General features: G+C 56.6%; 15 protein-coding genes and 3 pseudogenes. 3 read left to right on the top strand and 15 right to left on the bottom strand.

Annotated features, from left to right (window positions below):
- Nucleotides 1-192: 192 nt before the first annotated feature.
- From FFM81_RS31360 to FFM81_RS31325, 9 genes and pseudogenes are all read right to left on the bottom strand, one after another.
- Nucleotides 193-414 (bottom strand): annotated as a pseudogene (locus tag FFM81_RS31360) (IS110 family transposase); the annotation flags it as partial.
- 445 nt (nucleotides 415-859) lie between these two features.
- The gene (locus FFM81_RS31355; RefSeq protein WP_131631587.1) at nucleotides 860-1,351 is read right to left on the bottom strand and encodes an Lrp/AsnC family transcriptional regulator; all 492 of its coding nucleotides are present in this window, start codon (nucleotides 1,349-1,351) and stop codon (nucleotides 860-862) included.
- Entirely contained in the window at nucleotides 1,348-2,154 is an 807-nt protein-coding gene (locus tag FFM81_RS31350) for a homoserine kinase (protein ID WP_115156521.1), read from the bottom strand. The genes FFM81_RS31355 and FFM81_RS31350 overlap by 4 nt, the downstream gene beginning before the upstream one ends.
- Nucleotides 2,138-3,031: pseudogene (locus FFM81_RS31345) on the bottom strand (lyase family protein); the annotation flags it as partial. The pseudogene FFM81_RS31345 and the gene FFM81_RS31350, both read right to left, overlap by 17 nt.
- Before the next feature lie 12 nt (nucleotides 3,032-3,043).
- A pseudogene (locus FFM81_RS33040) lies at nucleotides 3,044-3,190 on the bottom strand (dihydrodipicolinate synthase family protein); the annotation flags it as partial.
- A gap of 45 nt (nucleotides 3,191-3,235) precedes the next feature.
- Nucleotides 3,236-4,654 carry an aldehyde dehydrogenase family protein gene (locus tag FFM81_RS31340; RefSeq protein WP_163928138.1) on the bottom strand — a complete coding sequence of 473 codons (1,419 nt, stop codon included), beginning with the start codon at nucleotides 4,652-4,654 and terminating at the stop codon, nucleotides 3,236-3,238.
- On the bottom strand, nucleotides 4,651-5,712 hold the full coding sequence (locus FFM81_RS31335; RefSeq protein ID WP_138386403.1) for a homoserine dehydrogenase: 1,062 nt from the start codon (nucleotides 5,710-5,712) through the stop codon (nucleotides 4,651-4,653). The genes FFM81_RS31340 and FFM81_RS31335 overlap by 4 nt, the downstream gene beginning before the upstream one ends.
- Before the next feature lie 1,224 nt (nucleotides 5,713-6,936).
- Nucleotides 6,937-8,142 carry an aminotransferase class V-fold PLP-dependent enzyme gene (locus tag FFM81_RS31330; protein ID WP_138386404.1) on the bottom strand — a complete coding sequence of 402 codons (1,206 nt, stop codon included), beginning with the start codon at nucleotides 8,140-8,142 and terminating at the stop codon, nucleotides 6,937-6,939.
- Between the two features lie 160 nt (nucleotides 8,143-8,302).
- Complete coding sequence (locus tag FFM81_RS31325) at nucleotides 8,303-9,223, bottom strand: LysR family transcriptional regulator (RefSeq protein WP_138386405.1); 921 nt, start codon at nucleotides 9,221-9,223, stop codon at nucleotides 8,303-8,305.
- Nucleotides 9,224-9,402: 179 nt separating this feature from the next.
- On the opposite strand from FFM81_RS31325, the gene FFM81_RS31320 reads away from it, so the two are divergent.
- The 3 genes from FFM81_RS31320 to FFM81_RS31310 all read left to right on the top strand — a co-directional run bounded on the left by FFM81_RS31320 (nucleotide 9,403) and on the right by FFM81_RS31310 (nucleotide 11,860).
- Nucleotides 9,403-9,786: a RidA family protein gene (locus tag FFM81_RS31320; protein ID WP_138386406.1), complete on the top strand. Its 384-nt coding sequence runs from the start codon at nucleotides 9,403-9,405 to the stop codon at nucleotides 9,784-9,786.
- Between the two features lie 63 nt (nucleotides 9,787-9,849).
- On the top strand, nucleotides 9,850-10,869 hold the full coding sequence (locus tag FFM81_RS31315) for a carbon-nitrogen hydrolase family protein (RefSeq protein WP_138386407.1): 1,020 nt from the start codon (nucleotides 9,850-9,852) through the stop codon (nucleotides 10,867-10,869).
- A gap of 4 nt (nucleotides 10,870-10,873) precedes the next feature.
- A complete protein-coding gene (locus FFM81_RS31310; RefSeq protein WP_138386408.1) occupies nucleotides 10,874-11,860 on the top strand; it encodes a molybdopterin-dependent oxidoreductase in 987 nt (328 codons plus the stop codon).
- A 930-nt stretch (nucleotides 11,861-12,790) separates the two neighbouring features.
- Here the strand turns inward: FFM81_RS31310 and FFM81_RS31305 are convergent.
- The 6 genes from FFM81_RS31305 to FFM81_RS31280 form a co-directional block, all read right to left on the bottom strand.
- Nucleotides 12,791-12,997: a hypothetical protein gene (locus tag FFM81_RS31305; RefSeq protein WP_138386409.1), complete on the bottom strand. Its 207-nt coding sequence runs from the start codon at nucleotides 12,995-12,997 to the stop codon at nucleotides 12,791-12,793.
- Nucleotides 12,998-13,128: 131 nt separating this feature from the next.
- Complete coding sequence (locus tag FFM81_RS31300; protein ID WP_138386410.1) at nucleotides 13,129-14,112, bottom strand: sugar-binding transcriptional regulator; 984 nt, start codon at nucleotides 14,110-14,112, stop codon at nucleotides 13,129-13,131.
- A gap of 181 nt (nucleotides 14,113-14,293) precedes the next feature.
- Nucleotides 14,294-15,250: a carbohydrate kinase family protein gene (locus FFM81_RS31295; protein ID WP_011654706.1), complete on the bottom strand. Its 957-nt coding sequence runs from the start codon at nucleotides 15,248-15,250 to the stop codon at nucleotides 14,294-14,296.
- A 4-nt stretch (nucleotides 15,251-15,254) separates the two neighbouring features.
- Complete coding sequence (locus tag FFM81_RS31290; protein ID WP_138333665.1) at nucleotides 15,255-16,049, bottom strand: alpha/beta fold hydrolase; 795 nt, start codon at nucleotides 16,047-16,049, stop codon at nucleotides 15,255-15,257.
- Nucleotides 16,046-16,282, bottom strand: coding sequence for a lipoyl domain-containing protein (locus FFM81_RS31285; RefSeq protein ID WP_011654708.1), 237 nt, complete (start codon nucleotides 16,280-16,282; stop codon nucleotides 16,046-16,048). The genes FFM81_RS31290 and FFM81_RS31285 overlap by 4 nt, the downstream gene beginning before the upstream one ends.
- A gap of 29 nt (nucleotides 16,283-16,311) precedes the next feature.
- The gene (locus tag FFM81_RS31280; RefSeq protein ID WP_138386411.1) at nucleotides 16,312-18,777 is read right to left on the bottom strand and encodes an alpha-ketoacid dehydrogenase subunit alpha/beta; all 2,466 of its coding nucleotides are present in this window, start codon (nucleotides 18,775-18,777) and stop codon (nucleotides 16,312-16,314) included.
- Between the last annotated feature and the right edge of the window lie 179 nt (nucleotides 18,778-18,956).

The raw sequence follows: 18,956 nt of genomic DNA, 5'->3' as shown, positions 1-18,956 counted from the left end.
AACGGGCGAAAAGCTGCGACGCCGCGTCTTGCGGGTTCGTTACGATTCCGGGATTCCGTCTGGGCATCATGTCCTCGCTCAGAATACGAGGACAAATTGCGAGATCGGTGCTCACGAAAATCGATCTAAATCCGACGCGACTTTTGTCCGCGACTTAGTGAAATCGCTGTCCCGAACTTTGTGCAACCCGCAATCCTTGCGAAGCGGCTGATAGCCAGTGACGGCCTGGGCGAAGAGCAGACCCTTGCGCGATTGACATGCCTTACCCGTTCCGCAATCAACACTTACGCTCCCGGCAAATGCGACTCCGATCTTCATCCTCTGGGCCCGGCGTTTTGACCATTGCGCATACACGTGGCTCGCCGCGCTTGAACGCAAGCAGTGCTCGGAGCAGGCCTCACCATCAATCTTATCGCCAAGGCGGCTCGTTCACGTCCATGAGGCGCTGTCAAAGGAGACTTGTATTTTCCGCTGCGGCCTTCTGGTGCTTCCTCTTATCGACTTCTCGGAGTCCCGTCGTGATGGTTGTTGGCGCGGCCTGCCGGTTCCACACGTCGATCTCGCAGGCGGCCGCGTCGTATAGACCACCGCCCGCGGCAAACACCCTTGCTCCCGTCAGCCCTCAACCCATCTCTCACATATTGACGTAGCCGGAAAAAAGGTCCTCCGCGATTGCCACTGGAGGCGTTTCCCCACATCGTTGAGTGGAAACGCCGAGTCAGAAAACCTGCGGGGTCGCGGCATCCATACGATCTGATGCCGGGTACAATGCGCTTTCACATGCGCCGATCTCGGCCGTTCGGTAGAAGTTCGACTGCATTGGTCGGTGCACGCATGTTTCGCAGTTTCTTAACAGGGCTCATAAAGGCTCATTGGAAGCTGCCGGATTTTGGCCGCGGCGCACCTCATCCCTCCGCACAACGGAGGAAAGAGCGAACGCCGTAAGGGTGTCCCGTACGCCCGGGAGCTCGGATATCAGCTGCCAGATCTGGCGAATTCGATCGGCTCGCGGAGATTCCACTCTGACGACGAGATCGAAATCGCCCGTCATCACATCGCAAGCGACGACCTCTGGAATTGTCCGCAAAGCTTGGATGACCTCGCCACCCCTCATACGGTCCTGGCGGTAGACAAACATCAATGCGGTGGTGATCGGGCTATCGTTTCCGCCATCCCCAGTGACGATCGTGTAGCCCTTGATGAAGCCCTCGCGTTCTAGCCGTTCTATCCGAACGCGAACAGCATTACGGGACAGATTGACCTTGCCCGATAGCTCAGCGTGAGAGGCCCGTGCGTTGGTCCGCAGCGCGCTTAGGATTTGTTCGTCGATGCGGTCGAGAAGATATCTCATGCCCGACAGGCCGGTTGCCGGGCAACTGGGCCAAATCCCGAAGATTCAAATGCGCGTACAGCCGCCTCAAGCATATAAATCTTGTCCTTTTTGCTAGCATAGTGTCTGGCGGCGGATGCGAGGACGAATGCGGGAAGTGCTTTCTTTTCCGCCTCAGTCAGCTGTCTTACACTCTCATAGCCTGCCAAGATGGCCCGGGCTTTCTGTTCGTCCAGCTCTCCAGCCGGCTGGCTCGCCCAGCTAATGAGAACGTCCGCAATCTCAGAAATCAGCACGTCATCGTGCCGGAGCCGGAAGTTAATCACACCGCTGACGTTCTCTCCGAGGAAGAAGACATTGGAAGGTACCAGGGCTCCATGCAGGGCACCCGTTGGCAACTCATCCAGAGAATGTTTTCGCCCCCCTTGCAGGATCACGTGGATCCGCGCCATGAGGCGGCCGAGATTTTCGCTCTTTTCTGGCGTTGGATTGTTTGTCGATGATCCCGCTACAAAGCTCACGATGGCAACAAGGCGACCGGCGGCCTGGAAGGTGGCGTCGCCATCAACCGTCCGCGTCGGTTTAGGACATGGAATACCCCTGTTGTTCAGCTTCTCCATCGTTGCGAACGCGCGTTCCAGATCCAGCGGCTCGGCGCCGTTTTCGAAGAGCGTGACGATGAATTCACCGCCCGCTGTCCGGAAAAGATAGGTCGTTTCCCTGTCACCGTCGGCAATACCGATCACCGACGACAACGATGTCATACCGTAGGCTGCGGCTATCGAGTTTCGGTCTTCGTCGGATATTTCAGTGAAAACGGCCATCTTTCCCCTCCGTCCAACCACTTCTTGAGAAATTCGCAAACTCCGCGGTATCTCCATAAATCTGATGAACCTGGCTTTCCGTCAGACCTCTTTCTTCTTCGACAACATCTCGTAAGTTTCTCTTTTCGACCAGCGCCTTTTTGGTAAGATCTGCCGCTTTGCTGTATCCGATCAACTTCGCCAGCGGCTTAGCAAGAACGAGAGATTGGTCGAGCAACGCCTGGCAACGATCGACAACAACTTCGATGCCATCGATGCAGCGTTCCTTTAAGATCACCATGCCTCTGGTTAGCATGCGCATCGACTGCAGGATATTCAAAACGATGACCGGCTCCATCGCGTTCAGCTGCAGTTGACCGGCACTGGCGGCGAGCGTCACCGTAAGATCATTGCCGATAGCCTGAAAGCTAATCTGGTTCATCATCTCCGGGATGAAGGGATTGACCTTGCCAGGCATGATCGACGAGCCGGCTTGGACCGGCGGCAAGCGGATCTCTCCCAGACCGCCACGGGGACCGCTACTCAACAGCCGAAGGTCGTTGCAAATCTTCGTCAGGTTGAAGGCAATGCGCTTAAGCACGAAGGAGACGAATCCGCCCGTGTCCGATGTGGCTTCGATGAAGTTGCGGGCCGGAATTAACCGGTAGCCGGATTTCTGCGACAGGTGATCGCATACCGCCTGCGCGAAGCCTGAGGGTACGTTGATTGCCGTGCCGCTCGCCGAACCGCCGAGGTTTATCTCCTTGAGAAGCTTAGAGGCGTACTGGACTTGAACGATATCCTCGTCAATGAATTCAGCAAACGCTTCGAATTCCTTCCCCACGGTCACGAGCGCAGCGTCTTGCAACTGTGTCCGGTCGACTTTCACAGAACTCGCGGCATGACTGAGCGTCGGACTTTCCCCCGTCGTTCCGCACGGAACAAGGCCGAAGGACCCTTCGTCGATCTGCCATTCGATGAGATCGCGCAGCGCGCCCTCATCCACATGGCCATCAGCAAATGGCGTGACAGGTGCAGTGATAGAACCCTTGAACATTGTTTACCCCGAAATTGCTGATGGCATTGAGCGTGGAAAGAGCTGTTAAGGCTTCAACCGGTTGATGCACACGACCTTCGGCTGGGTCATGTCCTCATAGGCAAACCGCACACCCTCGCGGCCCATGCTGCCATATTTGAAGCCGCCAAACGGCATTGCATCGAACCGGTAATCGGAGGAGTCGTTGACCATGACGCCACCGGCCTCGATCTTGCTTGCAGTTTCGAGCGCCGCTTCCAGGTCATTGGTAAAAATGGCGGCGTGAAGGCTGTAGTCAGGGCCGTTTGCAAGACCGATTGCATCAGCCAATCCATCGAAGGGCTGAAGAATGACGATCGGCGCGAATACTTCTTCGCCCCACACGTCGCAGGATATCGGAACATCCTCCAGGACGGTCGGCGGGTAGAGATTGCCGGCTGGCTTATGGCCGCAAAGCAATGTCGCGCCGGCAGCGAGCGCCCGTTCGACCATTGCGATCGCTCTGCTGACAGCCTTTTCGGAGATCAACGGGCCGACATCGGTATCGGCATCCAAGGGATTGCCAGTCTTGAGCTTCTTGGTATCTGCGACGAATTTCGCCTTGAATTGCTGATAGATCGGCCGCTGGATCAGAATTCGCTGCGTGCCAATGCAGTTCTGACCGGCCGCCCAAAAGCCTCCCGATACGCAAGCCTCGACGGCCGCATCGAAGTTGCAATTTTCCATAACGATGACAGGCGCATTGCCGCCGAGATCCATGGCAAGTTTTTTGAGGCCTGCGGTTTTGGCAATCGCTTCACCGGTGGCAAAGCCGCCAGTAAACGAGATCATGCGAACGTCTCTCGCCGCAACAAGAGCCTTTCCAAGCTCAGGGCCACCGATCGCAACCGTTATAATCTCTTCAGGTAGACCGCTTTCGATCATGACCTCGACGAGCTTGACGGCAGAGAGTGGGGTAAACTCGGACGGCTTCAAAAGCACTGCGTTGCCACCGGCGATCGCGGGACCGAGTTTGTGGGCAACGAGGTTGAGTGGGTCGTTGTAGGGCGTGATGGCAGCAATAATCCCCAGCGGTTCTCTCGTATACCAACCCTGGCGAGACTCCGAGCCCGCGTAAGCATCGAACGGGATGACTTCGCCCGCATTGCGTTTGGCCTCGTCGGCGGACAGCTTGAGCGTATTGACGCACCGGATTGTCTCTTTGCGGGCCTGCGTAATCGTCTTGCCCGCCTCTTTGGCGATCAGGAGCGCGAACTCCTCCCGCGAGGCCTCGATTGCTGCTGCGGCCGTTTCAAGGATCGCCGACCGCTTGTGACGGGGCAGGGTTCTGGCAATCTGCGCGCCGCGCCTGGCTCGCTCAAGGAGCGCATCCACGCTTGCAGCACAGGTTTCCACAACTGTTCCGACCAGCGTACCGTCGAAGGGGCTGGTGACGGCAATTTCTTCGAGGCCTGTCGCTTGGGTGAGTGCAAGGTTGTGCATCATGCAGCTTCCTTAGCGGTGGAAGAAGCGCCCGCGGAATGAATGGCGACGATATCGGAAAGAAGAGCATATGCAGTTTCGATGCGGCCAGCGCCAGGTCCGGTGATCGTCACGGCGCCCAGCAGTTCGGTGTCGAGTGAGACTGCATTAGTGGCGCCGTTGACGCCTGCCAGCGGATGATCGAGGCCAAGCCGTTTGGGGGAAACACTGCCGGTCACACTGCCGTCGTCATTGCGGACCGCAGCCCCGATGAGCTTCCAGCGGCTGTTTGCCTTGGCGGCTTCCTCGATGTCGGAGAGTGAAAGACCGGAGACGCCCTTGCAGCTTATATCCTCAGGCTTGAGATTCGCGCCAAGCAGTTCGTTTGCCAGGATGACAACCTTCAGACGAACGTCGAAACCTTCCACATCTGCGGTCGGGTCGGCTTCGGCATAACCGAGTTTCTGTGCTTCTTTGACGGCGGAGGCGAAATCCAGACCGCTTTCCATGCGACCGAGGACGAAGTTGGATGTGCCGTTGAGGATCCCCTCGAAGCCCTTCAATTCGGCGCCGGCAAGGGTTCTTTCCGCCATGCGAATAACAGGTGTGCCGCTCATCACGGCGCCTTCGTACTCGAAGCGCACGCCGTTGGCTTTTGCGAACGCCTTGAGCGCTGGGGCAGCGATGGCGACAGGGCCTTTGTTGGTGGTTACCACGTGTTTGCCGGTCTCAAGTGCCCACCTGCAATGCGAGACGGCGGGCTCGCCATCCTTGGGATTGGTGTACGTTGCCTCGACGACGATGTCTGCCGGCGCCGTCTTGATGATGGTCTCGTTGTCAGCTTCAGCACTTCCACCCGAAAGTTGTCCGAAGCCACCCTTTTCGAACTTCGCGTCGACCAGAGTTTTTGCATCAAGACCATTTGGCGAAATTACCGAACCCAAATAGAGGTCGCTCACAGCGACAATATTCAGGCGGAAGCCAAGGTCGCGTTCCCAGAGCTGGTTCTTGGCGGCGATGAGTTCAGTCAGTGCGCGATTGACGCCGCCAAATCCGATCAGAGCGATATTGTAAATTGTCATAACGATCCTCCGTGAAGTTTATGGCGTAATCATAGGATGCGAAACGATCCACCGGAACGTGGCAAACGAGCCAAAGGGCAGCGCACTTTGCTCAATTTGCTGCCGCGCTGGTCAGGTCGTTGAGAGTTTCATCACGGGAATGCCGGACACGATCAAAGCGCCGTCTGCCAGACGCATAGGTGATGCTTGTTCTCCAAGGATCGTCATTCCGAGCAGGCACGACCTCGCCGGCTGTAATTGGAGCCGGCAATGCCGTACACGATGCAGGTGACCAAATGGGGCCGCAAATTGCGTTGTATGTTCCGTTCGCTAAACGGACTGGGAACTTGAATTGCCGGTAGAAAGCCATCCGGACTTGATGAGGCCGGGCAAGCCGCGGTGCGCGTGGCTATCTCCTCGACCTGTTCTGACTAGGTACCAACAAGTGTAACAATCGTTATGGTGTCGCGACGATTAAGGAGCGGCCACGCTTTCCAAGCATGGCCGTCGCCGCCATCAATGAGGCGGTTGGCCCTGACTTTCCGATCATCATTAGCGTAAGCCAGTGGAAGCAGCAGGATTTCGCGGCACGGCCATGCGAGACCAGCGCTGATGCACACTTGTTGCTGCCGTTGGTGGACGCTGGGGTAGATCTCCTACATCACCTGCAGCGGCGTTTCTGAAACCGGACTTTGCTGCGATCGATATCGAGAAAGGTGTAAACCTCGGCGGACGCGGCCGAGAACTCACCCGTGCTACAACATTGGCGGGGTCTTATTCGGCTTCGACGCAGACTTCCAGAACGCCTTTACAGGTCAAGGGCCGGAAACAAGGGCTAGAAAGATTGATCGAACGAGCGCGACGAGTGCGATTTAATCGCCGTTGACAGAGCTCTGATTAGCGATCAGGCGAGCGTGGACGCTGCGGCCCTTTCTGAACTCGTAAATTTTAAATATCACCGGTGGAAGTGATGATATTCGCTTCCCTGCATATCTTTCTCGCGCGATACATTACGACGCCAACCCCAACCCTGAAGTCGCGAACTGCCACTTCTCCGACATGTACCCCCGAAGCCGGTGTGGGTGGCGCCAGAGGCACTCTTTTAAGGCCAGGATGAACAAAACGACGATGAAGTCTGCTCGCCGCCTAGATGGGATGTTGCCCGTGTTCCCGCGAAGAAGCCTCACCAATAGCCGAAAAAAAATGGCATCATTGGTATCCAGTTGATCCAGTCGCGCCGATCAGTTACGCGGCAATACCAGCAATTGCCTCTAGAAATGCCTCAATTTCCTCCTCCGAATTGTAATAATGTGGGGAAGCTCGCACCACCGGCGGGAGTTGTCGCGTATACGCGTCCACGGGTGTACTAGAGGGCGGGGAAACCGAGACGTTGATTCCCTTGCCAGCCAGATAGGCCATGACGGCTGGCGAATCCCAGCCGTTAACGGTGAATGAGATGATGGACGCGAGCGGCGCCCCAAGATCATGTACGGATACGGCACGCATCCCCCTCAGACCTTCCCGAAGCCTTGAAGAAAGGTGACTGCAGCGCGCTTCGATGTTTTCGAGCCCTATTTCGAGCGCGTAATCCACTGCTGCCCGCAAGCCGAGACGAACCGAACAGTTCTTTTCCCACGTTTCAAAGCGTCTGGCATCAGGTCGCAACTCGTATCGATCGGGTGCGGTCCAGGGCGCGCCGTAGAGATCGATCATCGCTGGCTCGATCTTCTCCAGAACTGATTTTCGCATGTACATGAAACCCGTTCCCCGCGGCGCACGGAGAAACTTCCTGCCGGTAGCGGTGAGGATGTCGCAGCCGAGAGCATTCACATCGATCGGCGTTTGACCCGCAGCTTGGCAGGCGTCGAGCAGATAGAGAATGCCGTTGTCTCGCGCTATTCGACCGATCGCTGCTGCTGGATTGATAAGCCCGCCGTTCGTCGGGATCCAGGTGACCGCTATCAATCGAACGCGCTCATCAATCATTTTCGCCAGCGCGTCCGGATCAAGGACGCCAGAGGCGTCATTCGGAATGATTTCGATGGATACGCCGGTGCTCTTGGCAACCTGCAAAAATGCCACGTAGTTGGCCGCAAATTCGGCACTTGCCGTCAGAATCCTGTCTCCAGGTCCAAAAGAAAGGGAATAGAAGGCGCGCTGCCAGGCGATCGTCGCGTTTTCAGCTATCGCTATCTCGTCGCGAGCGCAGTTTACGAAAGTGGCCAAGCTGTCATAGGCTCCCTCCAACAGCGAGTTGGCCTCCGCTGCTGCCTCGTAGCCACCGATTTCGCCCTCCCGGCTCAGGTAGCCAATCACTGCATCGATCACCCGGCTCGGCATCAATGCCGCTCCAGCATTGTTTAGATGGTTTCTGCTTTTTGTGCCGGGGGTATCGGCACGCAGACGAAGGAGGTCAAAAGCCTTGCAAGCATCGCTGTTGATTTGCGACATAAGCGTTCCTTCCTTTAATCGAGTCAGTAATCTTGTTGACGCAATAAGCATTGTCGCGGAAGTCGACAACTTCGCAACCCGCTGTGCAGAACTGAGCGACAGGGCGACTCTTTGCTAATTCGACGGGCCAGAGTGCTCCGGACGATGCGATTTGCGAAACTCACGAGGGCCAGGGTTCGTTTCTCAGAAGGCGTTGTTCGTCTCGACGAAGCAGCTCTTTTACGAATTGCTTGACGACTCGTACTCTCGGGAGATACGCTAGGTCGTGGTGTGCCGACATCCAGATCTCACGTTCGCCGCGCAACTCTTCAAGCACTGGAATGAGCCCGAGTTTCAGACTGCGTGCGAATTCAGGAAGCGCTACAATTCCTGCGCCCGCAGACGCCGCGAACATCTGCGACATCATGCTGTTTGAGCTGAACGCCATCGTTGGGGCGGGTACGAGTTCCTCTAGCCATAGAACGCTTTCGAGCTGAACTAGCTCTTCGATATAGCCGACAAAGCGGTGCTCGCGAAGATCCGCCGCTTGAGAGGGAACGCCATTGCGTTCCAGATAGACCTGCGAAGCGAATAGGCCAGTCTTGAAGCGTCCGATCAGCTGACTGTCGAGAGCAGTTCCATGTGGCTTGAAGAAGCTTAGGAAAAGATCTGCCTCCCGGCGAGCGACCCGAACGGTTTGCGGCGATGTCACAAGCTCGATGTCAAGATCAGGGTACCGACTACTGAGTTCAACGAGGCGCTCGGAGAGATAAAGCGTTGCGATGCCCTCCATGGTGGCTAATCTGACCGTACCGCGTACCTCGTCTCGATTGCTCACGTCGCTGCGAAGCGCATTCACCCCATTCTCGATTTCCTCCGCTCGCCGCATCGTAACAAGCCCGGCTGGGGTCAGCAGAAGTCCATCCCTGGTCCTTTCGACGAGTGCGCCGCCAACCGTGTATTCCAGGCGAGCAAGCCGACGGGAAACAGTGGAGTGGCTGACTTTCAGTTCCCGGGCGGCTCCGGTCACGCTCTTGCACCGAACGACGATGAGGAAAAGTTTGAGATCGTCCCAGTCAAGATGATCGATTGCAGTCGCCATGCGACCCTCCGTCTATTTTTGCACAGAGTAGTGCATCCAATTCGGGTTGGCGCACAAATTCGTTTTGATAGTTTCGAACGGGCTGTAAAGGCGAACATGCAGCATATCATGACGCAAACCACTTGCGGATATCCTGGTCGCCAGCAGGTCGCGCTGCTTAACCTGCCTTGGGAGAAACCATGTCTAGACGAACTGTGAATGCTTCGAACGCTGCGGCAGTAGGACCATATTCGCACGCGACATGGGCCGGCGACCTGTTATTTTGCTCGGGCCAGACGCCGCTCGATTCCAGCACCGGCAAACTTGTCGACGGAACCGTCGCCGATCAGACACGCCAGTGTTTCGATAATCTGTTTGAAGTTCTTGAAGCAGCAGGCTTGGGGTCGGATGATGTCGTATCCGTGAACGTTTATCTCACCGACATGAGCGACTTTGGTCAGATGAATGAGATTTACGCCACACGTTTTTCATCGCCCTTCCCGGCCCGCACCACCATTGGCTCCGCCAGCCTGCCGCTTGGAGCACGTATCGAGATCGGTCTAACAGCAAAACGGCAATCTTGAGCCTGCCTTTGCCGAGTTGGTCGAGATGGCTGATGGCGAACGTTGATCAGTAGAGGAATGTCGATGGGAAGCACGAACTTCAAGGCCGCCGCTGCTCATGTAGCCCCGGTTTATCTCGATCCGTTGGAGAGCGCGGAGAAAGCTTGTTCGGTAATTGAAGAGGCTGCTCGAAATGGCGCATCACTTGTGGTTTTTTCGGAAAGCTTTCTTCCCGGGTTTCCCGTCTGGGCGGCACTTTACCCACCCATTCAATCGCACGGACATTTCAAACGCTTCCTGAACGCCTCGGTATATGTGGATGGGCCAGAAATCGAGCGTGTGCGCAAAGCTGCGTCCGATAACAGTGTATTCGTTTCAATCGGTTTCTCCGAGCGCAACCCGGCAAGTGTTGGAGGACTGTGGAATAGCAATGTCTTGATTTCCGATACAGGCGAAATCCTCATCCATCATCGGAAGCTGGTCGCAACGTTTTTCGAGAAACTGGTTTGGGATCCGGGCGATGGCGCGGGTCTGGTCGTCGCAAATACAAGAATAGGCCGTATCGGCGGTCTCATCTGCGGGGAAAACACAAATCCACTCGCGCGCTACAGTCTGATGACGCAGGCCGAACAGGTTCATATAAGTAGCTATCCGCCGATCTGGCCCACTCGTGTTCCAACGGAGAGCGATAACTACGATAACAGGGCGGCCAACCGCATTCGGGCCTCAGCCCATTGTTTCGAGGCCAAGTGCTTCGGCATCGTTGTCGCCGGTCGGTTGGATGAAAGCGCACGCAGATCTATTGCTTTGGATGATCCTGCGATCGCAGCGATCATAGATGCCAGTCCGCGGGCCAGCAGCTTTTTCCTCGGACCGACTGGAGCGCCATTTGGTGACGAAATGATTGATGAAGGTATCGGCTATGCCCATATCGATCTTGACGAGTGTGTTGAACCGAAACGACTTCATGACGTCGTGTCTGGCTACAACCGCTTCGATGTATTCGGCGTCACTGTCAACCGGACACGCCGAAAGCCGATCCGGTTCGAAGAGGGCCGGGAGGAATATGGAACCCGTCCCGATGCGCCAGCCTTAGAGGAGTAAGGCGATGACTCGGACGGGTATGCACATGATACGGAAGGGTTTCTCCTTCAAAGGGCCGGCGAACGGGATTCATGCCCTCAACTCCTGGATCACTCCGGAGGAAGATCTCTTTCTGGTCACGCATATGGGGTTCCTGAACATCGACCCCGACCATTGGCATCTGGATGTCGATGGCCTCGTGGGCACCCCAACGAGATTGCGTCTCTCGGATCTTCAAGCCATGCCTCAGCGCGAGTACATGTCATTTCACGAATGCGCTGGAAGCCCTCTTGCCCCGACAGTTGCCAAGCGCAGGATCGGAAATGTGGTTTGGAAAGGCGTGCCGCTGTCGCTTGTTCTGGAACGTGCAAAGATCAGCACCGATACGTCATATGTATGGACTTCCGGCCTCGAGTGGGGCGAATACGCTGAAATTGAAGAAACCTATCAAAAAGAACTGCCTATCGAGAAGGCACTCGCAGAAGAGGTTCTTCTTGCACTTGAGATCAACGGCCGGCCGCTCACTCCGGAGCGTGGAGGTCCGGTTCGACTGGTTGTGCCGGGTTGGTATGGCACAAACTCAGTAAAATGGGTTGGTTCGATCACGGCTGCGGATCGGCGCGCAAGCGGCGCCTATACGACGCGGTTCTATAATGACCTCACCGCGTCGGGAACGAAGCCGGTTTGGGACGTGGCCCCGGAGTCCGTTATCGTATCGCCGTCCCCAAATGATCTGCTGTCAGCGGACATGCCAACGAAAATATGGGGCTGGGCTTGGGGAGATCGCCGGATCTCTAGCGTCGAGGTCAGCGTGGACGGTGGAGGCTCATGGCAGACTGCCTCACTAGGGCCGCGCGAGGGAAGAAGTTGGCAGCGGTTCGAGTTGACTTGGTCACCGGAGCCAGGCCCCCACGTCCTGTTATGTCGCTGCAAAAACGAGCTTGGGGAAGAACAGCCGGCATCTGATGCGAGAAACGCGGTGCACTCGGTTCAAGTTCAAGTTGATTTCTAGTGCCCCGCTTCTACAGCAATCAGGAGGTGACACGGCACCACGATTTTTCCGATGCAACCGATGCCGATCTCGCCATTTATCGCGGAGAGATCTCTTCGGCTGTCCAACTCCTCATCGCATCCAGCGATTGCAAGCTTGGCGATTGGAAATCGGCACGCCTTCTGGGTTAGCGCTGCGACCCGTTCTCAAGCGAGCGCAGGCACGAAAAACACCGCCGATTTGATCATAGACGGTTATCGAGAAAGCGTTAGAGCATTCCGGAGTGGCTAATCCCAATGTCGCGGGCGGAAAGGTGTTGGCATATCGCCTGATCGCGTCATAGGTTCGCGCGACGGCTTGCCCATTGGCAACCAGAAACCGCTCGATCTCGGCCTTCCAGGCTCCGATCCTGGGCAACGGTTGATGTTCTCGTTAGTAGACAAAATGAGTCGCATCAGAACGCAGGATTTTGCGAACTGTATTCCGCGAAACATTCAGCTCTCGGTGATCTTCTTCAACGACCAGCCCTGAACATGGAAGGCTCGTCGGACACGGGCAATCGTATCCACTCTCTCCAACTCTCCACCCCATCTACTGGCAAAAGCCGATGGTCGGATGAAATCCAAGGGGTTAAAATCGGATAAGTATTACCCCCGAGAGGGGTCAACATTCCATGCTTAACACACAATCAGTAGCCTGTGTCGGGACACCTACCGTTCGGGGCGTGGGCGAGCGTTGGTTCCGCGCGGGTGACACTATTTTCCTGATGCCCCGAGCGAGATTCCACATCTTCGACGGTGAGGGCGGGCCAACGGATCCTAACCCACGCCCAAGCCGATGACACCTCTAAGGTCCACATGAACATTTAGGAGAAGTGCGTTCCGGCTCGTTGAGTCCTGCTTCAGAAAGATCGCTTTTCATGCGGGCGGAGTGCCGAACCCACTTCGACTCCTAAGCGATCGAAGCACGCATCGTCTTGTCGTTCAGTGTTTGGGCCAAGTCGGCCGAGAGGCAGCCGAACCTATAGGCCGCGGACCAGATCTCGCCCGGCGCCAGGATGGGGCCATTGTTTTCCTGCTTTTCCTTAAGATAACCCTCGATCCCCGAGGCGCACGGCAGCGCCAGGCCCAGTGCGTTCTGGTCCGGGGTGCAGGACATCAGCGCACGGCCTCGGCAACTCGGCCATCCGGAAGCCCATATGGTCGGCCACGCCGACACGGTGGTTTTGGAGCGATTCGGCCCAGCCGTCGTTCTTGGCGGCGAACTGGAAAAAACGGCGATGAAAATTATCAATCAACCCTTGGACTTCTGAGCAAGCTGAGCATCTGACGCGCAGCGCTTTCATCAGTCACCAAAGTATTGCAGCCTATTCGCCTGATAGCTGCCAAGATTGCGGCGGCTCGTTGTTCTCCCCCCGATGCGATAACCACGTGCCGTGCGCGTCTCACTGTATCGAGATCGACTGACATCACCCGATCGTTTACCGGATGGTCCACCGTGCGGCCGTCTCGATCGAGAAAATTGCACAGAACATCGCACATTGCTCCCTTGCTGATGAGCGTCTCCAACTCCTCTGGCGCAAGAGATGCGACCGACAGCGATGTTGAATGGGTGCCGATATCGCCGACGCTCACCAGTGCAATGTCCAGATCGGCGGATAGCTTCATGATCCGATTCAAGCCGCACTTTTCGATTAGGCGTTCTTTGGTGTCGGGAGAATCAACCAGCAGCGGCGCCATCAAAAGAAAACATTGCGCCCCGAGTTGATTGGCGAGCTGCCAGGTAAAATCGATCGGATTTTCATGCTGGGCTTCCACTGTACCTCCAAGCAGAGACACAATTTTTACCCCTTCGCGCCGCAGCGGGCGAAAACTCGAAAGCGCGGCACTGAGTGTTCGTCCCCAGCCAACCCCGATCGTCGCGTTGTTGGGAATGGTGTCGGAAAGAAACTGACCCAGCGCTTGCCCAACGGCCCGGGCCGTTCCGTCGACATCCTTCGCCGGCGGCGTGACGATCACTTCGTCGAGATTGAGCGCGGCTTCCAGCTCAGATGCCAGCTCCAACTCGCTTGCGGCCTGCTTCACCCAAATCTGGATTTCGCCCCGCTTCAGCGCCTCATCGAGGAGCTTAACGATTGTGCTGCGGCTGACCCCCAGTTTTGCGGCGACTTCGTTTTGGGTAAGTTTCTGATTGTAATAAAGAAAAGCTGCCTTCAACCTGAGGCTTTCAGCGTCCAGCAAGCTGGTGGGGGGCATCCTTGTCAGTTTTGTCATCCAATCCGCCCCTCCGAAAGTGTCGGCAGCCCATTATTCTACCAACTTGGATAATCGTTGCGCCCACGATGCGAACGACGCCCAAATCCGTTCGCAGATCTTCGAGTAAAGCATCTCTAGACGTGGCGATTCACCCTTAACTGGCACGGCTAGCCTCCGCAATAGCTTGCGGTGCTTGGCGTCACATTTGACTGCTCTCGTCGTATCCAGCCACGATGATTTCTCTGCGCCACGGCGGGTCACTTCCGCGGTGCTCGCAGGCAAGACTTGCAACATGTGCGGCAAACTCGAGAGCTTTGCGAGCCCGGTCACCCGTCAAGGCACCGATGCTATCGCGATGCAAGTCGCCGCTCTGCTGGAGATGGGTGAGAAAGCCTGCAATGAGTGCGTCTCCGGCTCCAACGGTATCAACAACCCTCGCAGGGCGTGCTGGAACTTCAACGACTCTGCCACCCGCAAGATAAACCGTTGCGCCCCCCGCACCCCGGCTGACGAGGACGATCTTGGCCCGGTTTGAAAGCCAACTCTCCGCTGCTGAATGCGGCCCAACACCCGGCTGCATGAATCCGAGATCCGTCACCGACAGCTTTACGATATCAGCCATACCGCAGAGGCGATTGAGACGCTGGCGATATGCCTCTGGATCCTGCGCCAGACCGGGCCGGCAGTTTGGATCGATTGAGAGCACGCGCTTACCCTGTTCGTTCTCGAACAGCGACTCGCAAGCGCTCGAGACAGGGGGGTGAATCAACGTGACCGAACCGATGTGCAGGACGTCAACCTCGGTGCCCAAAGATGGTGCCCCTTTCAGCGTCCAGTGCCGTGCCGCACTGCCGCTGTCATAGAACGCATACTCAGGCTCGTCGTCGCCCAGACGCACAAAAGCCAACGTCGTGTCGAAAGGCAGGCGGGTTGCATAGCGAAGATCAATCCCCGCTTCGTTGAATTGCTGAACCAGCATGGCGCCAAAAAAATCCTCGGACAGCCCTCCCATGAATCCGACTTTCCCGCCTAACCTGCCAATCGCAGTCGCGATGTTGCAGCAGGATCCACCACAGACAGGGATGTAGCCACTGCCACCTTCCGGGAGCGCGACCGGCAAGAAGTCAATCAAGGCATCACCGCAGACAACGATCATGAACTCATCCCCCCAATTCCAATACGGCACTCTTCAGAAATTCACAAAGATGTCGGCTTACGGCTCTGCTTGCCTCAACGTGAGGAAGATGCCCGGTATCCGGCAGAGTCAGCACTTGAGCGTTGAACCTCGACAGTCTCGGACGGTCGATCGGATTTATCGTGTCTTCCTCTCCCCAAATGACGATCCGCGGAACTCTGCTGACGGCTATGGAGGCCACATGGGGTTCAATCGAGGTCTCGACATGGCTTAACTCCGAAGCCAGGGCTCTAAGAGCGGCACGAATGCCCGGTCGTTCCAGGTGATCGAGGAGCCGTTGAGCGATCGGTGGCGTTATCAGGCGCGGGCGCGAGACCAAACGCTGAAGTAGCGCCAACGCAGAGCCCAACTCGCTAAGTTCAGGCAGTTCGCTCAGAAATTCTCGACCGACCTCTTTGCCCAGACCAGCCGGTGCGATCAGGCCAAGGCCGGCGACCAAATCCGGTCGGCGGGCTGCCAGTTCGATGGCGATTGCGCCGCCCAGTGAATGCCCCACCACTACAAAGCGATCGTTCTGTCGCGCGAGTGCGTCAATCAGTTCATCGGCCATCTCCGAGATTTTCATGCCAGTCCTGCCAGGCGGTTGACCGCCATGCGCAGGCAGGTCGCAGCTAAAAACCGCAAACGACTGCATGAGCGCGTCCTGATTGGCTATCCAGCTCATTCGGTCAGCTCCGAACCCGTGGAGAAGCAGAAGGTTCGGCCCCGACCCACCCAAGCGGAAGACTGGAAGCGGTAAGTTTGCGGTCGCGTTTGTCACGTCTCGATGATCCCAAGCGTGGAGCCCACTGCCGCAAGCTCGTCTGCGGGGATCAGGATTTTCTTCAGAATGCCTGTCGCTGGGGCTTCGATTTCCATGGTGACCTTGGGTGTCGTGATCAGGACGAGTTGTTCACCTTCGGTGACCATGTCGCCTTCCGTCTTGAACCACTCGTCGATCTGGGCCTCGTCGATTTCGTTTCCGAGATTCGGCATGATGATCGGGATATCCATATGTGTTCCTCGCTCAAAGATGTGTTGGTTCACAGACCGAGACGGGCAAGTTCCCGATCGTCCCAGTCACGTATGCTGCGGCGGTTGCTGCGCTGGCCTGGAAACAACTCGCTGGTGATGACATCAATGATGTCATCTTTCTGGGGAAAGTAGGTTGATTCCATCTCAGCCCCGGGCACGATCCAATTCGGAGAGCCGATTACACGAGGCGCGGCGTGAAGAGTTTCATAGCCGAATCGCGTAATGTTTGCGGCGAGCGTCATCAGGAAGCTGCCGCGCTCCGAGGCCTCCGATACCAGTACGATGCGTCCGGTTTTCCTTATCGAGGCAAGCACGGGTTCATAGTTAAATGGAACAAGCGAACGCGCATCAATCACTTCGACCGAGATGCCGAAGGTGCTTTCGAGTTCTTCAGCAGCAGCGAGCGCGGAGTAAAGCGAAGGTCCCACCGTCAGAATTGTGACGTCTTCTCCAGCGCGCTTACAATCGGGTTCACCAATGGGAAGTTGGTAGTAGCCGGTCGGCACGCCTTCATTGCGGAACTCTTCCACGGTGTCGTAGAGGCGCTGGCTTTCAAAGAAAACCACCGGATCGTTGCCTGACAATGCGGAAGCCAACAGGCCTTTCGCATCATACGGCGTTGCCGGATATACAACTTTGAGGCCTGGAATATGGGCGCATAATGCCGTCCAGTCTTGACTATGCTGGGCGCCGTACTTCGAACCGATCGAGCAACGCAAAACGACGGGAACCTTCAACTCACCTCCGGACATCGATTGCCATTTTGCCATCTGATTGAAGACTTCGTCGCCCGCCCGGCCTAGAAAGTCGCCATACATCAGTTCCACCAGCGCGCGGCCGCCCTCGAGCGCAAAGCCGACCGCCGTCGCAACGATCGCAGCCTCGGAGATCGGTGAATTGAACAACCGATCATGCGGTAGGATTTCGGCAAGCCCCCGGTAAACGCCGAATGCGCCACCCCATTCCCGGCATTCTTCCCCATAGGCGACAAGACTGCCGTCGTGCGTCATGTGGTGCAAGACGGACTCGAACAACGCGTCACGCAATGTGATAGCCCGCATGGGTGACAGCTTGGCTCCGTCCTCGGCAAAGCCGTATCGACTTTTCTTCGCGTCCTGACGGATCCGGCTCACCTCGTTGACAGGCTTGAGGAGCGAAACTTCTTGCGAGGGCAGCTCTATGTTGGTGTTCGAGAACATGAGCTTGCCGATCAGCGTTGGATCTGCATGAATATCAACGGGAGGAGTAAGTGCCGGATCGACCGCGATCGCAGTAATGGAGCGCATGCGATCCGTTGTCTGTTCGCGCAGTTCGGCGACCTGGCCAGCGGTCACAATCCCGGCCTCCTGAAGGCGATTGGAGAACAGAATGATAGGATCGTGCTGTTCCCACGCCTGCATCTCGTCCTTCGTCCGATATGAGTTGATATCTGTCGTTGAATGACCCGAGCTGCGGTAACATTCGACGTCCAGCAAGGCGGGCCCGCGGCCTTGAACCAACAGCTCGCGCTTGCGTGCGACGGCGTCAGCAACGGCGAGCGGATTTGTTCCGTCGACGGTTTCCGCGTGTATGGCTTGCTGGTTGACCGCCAGCCCTATGCGAGACAGGCGGTCCCATCCCATTGTTTCACCGATGGTCTGACCGCCCATCGCATAAAAGTTGTTGGTGAAGAAAAACAGGACCGGCAAACCTCCTTTGAAAGCATCTGCCCACAGCGTCTCGAATTGTGCCATAGCGGCGAAATTCATAGCTTCCCAGACGGGCCCGCAGCCAGTAGAGCCATCGCCCGCGTTGGCCACAGTGATGCCGCTGGCCCCCGCAAGCTTCTTTCGCAATGCGGCCCCTGTGGCTATTCCGGCGGACGCGCCGACAATTGCATTGTTCGGATAAGTCCCAAAAGGCGGGAAGAAGGCATGCATCGACCCGCCCATGCCTCGGTTGAAACCGGTTGAGCGCATGAAGATCTCTGAAAGCAGGCCGAGCAGTAGAAAATTCTCCGCGGTCTCGCTTGTTTTCGGACCCTGCAGAGAGGTCTCCACGGTCCTGAGAAGCGTACCGCGCTCATGGCTCTCCATGATCAGACGCAAGGCATCATCCGGGAGCTTTCGGATCGCAGAAAGGCCCTTCGCGATGAACTCGCCATGGCTGCGATGACTTCCGAAAATATGGTCATGCGGCTCGAGTGAGGCTGCCGCTCCGACGGCAGCAGCCTCTTGCCCGATCGAAAGGTGAGCCGGCCCTTTGTAGTTAAACTCAATGCCGCAATATGCTCCCTTTCCCTTTAGCGAAGCCAAAATCGTCTCAAATTCGCGTATGATCATCATATCGCGCAGAATTTGCAGCAATCCTTCGTCGCCATACCGGGCACGTTCCGCCTCGATATTCTCATCGTACGCGTGGATAGGAATTAAGGGTGCTTGCAGCGTGCTGCGCACCTTGAAGATCCTAGGGTCGATGTGGATTTCCTTGGGCATTCTGACCTCCGATGGGATTTGCCGGGGTCACAATCCCCTTAGCCGCTAGACATATATCGTCACACCAAATGTATTTCAAGAAAGATTTTTGTGTTAGGTGCTTTTAAGCGGGAATCGTACAAATGCGGCGAAACGGCAATTTGTGGCTGGGCATGGCGTCAGATCCCGTAAACAAATGT

The sequence above is a fragment of the Rhizobium hidalgonense genome (assembly GCF_005862185.2).
Taxonomy (GTDB): Bacteria; Pseudomonadota; Alphaproteobacteria; order Rhizobiales; family Rhizobiaceae; genus Rhizobium; species Rhizobium hidalgonense.
The sequence above is the reverse complement of the archived record's forward strand: the minus strand, read 5'-3'. Positions and strand labels throughout refer to the sequence as shown.

Coding starts and splice junctions, on each gene's coding strand:
- FFM81_RS31355 (WP_131631587.1), bottom strand. CDS start 1,351: ATGAGATATCTTCTCGACCGCATCGACGAACAAATCCTAAGCGCGCTG.
- FFM81_RS31350 (WP_115156521.1), bottom strand. CDS start 2,154: ATGGCCGTTTTCACTGAAATATCCGACGAAGACCGAAACTCGATAGCC.
- FFM81_RS31340 (WP_163928138.1), bottom strand. CDS start 4,654: ATGATGCACAACCTTGCACTCACCCAAGCGACAGGCCTCGAAGAAATT.
- FFM81_RS31335 (WP_138386403.1), bottom strand. CDS start 5,712: ATGACAATTTACAATATCGCTCTGATCGGATTTGGCGGCGTCAATCGC.
- FFM81_RS31330 (WP_138386404.1), bottom strand. CDS start 8,142: ATGTCGCAAATCAACAGCGATGCTTGCAAGGCTTTTGACCTCCTTCGT.
- FFM81_RS31325 (WP_138386405.1), bottom strand. CDS start 9,223: ATGGCGACTGCAATCGATCATCTTGACTGGGACGATCTCAAACTTTTC.
- FFM81_RS31320 (WP_138386406.1), top strand. CDS start 9,403: ATGTCTAGACGAACTGTGAATGCTTCGAACGCTGCGGCAGTAGGACCA.
- FFM81_RS31315 (WP_138386407.1), top strand. CDS start 9,850: ATGGGAAGCACGAACTTCAAGGCCGCCGCTGCTCATGTAGCCCCGGTT.
- FFM81_RS31310 (WP_138386408.1), top strand. CDS start 10,874: ATGACTCGGACGGGTATGCACATGATACGGAAGGGTTTCTCCTTCAAA.
- FFM81_RS31305 (WP_138386409.1), bottom strand. CDS start 12,997: ATGTCCTGCACCCCGGACCAGAACGCACTGGGCCTGGCGCTGCCGTGC.
- FFM81_RS31300 (WP_138386410.1), bottom strand. CDS start 14,112: ATGACAAAACTGACAAGGATGCCCCCCACCAGCTTGCTGGACGCTGAA.
- FFM81_RS31295 (WP_011654706.1), bottom strand. CDS start 15,250: ATGATCGTTGTCTGCGGTGATGCCTTGATTGACTTCTTGCCGGTCGCG.
- FFM81_RS31285 (WP_011654708.1), bottom strand. CDS start 16,282: ATGGATATCCCGATCATCATGCCGAATCTCGGAAACGAAATCGACGAG.
- FFM81_RS31280 (WP_138386411.1), bottom strand. CDS start 18,777: ATGCCCAAGGAAATCCACATCGACCCTAGGATCTTCAAGGTGCGCAGC.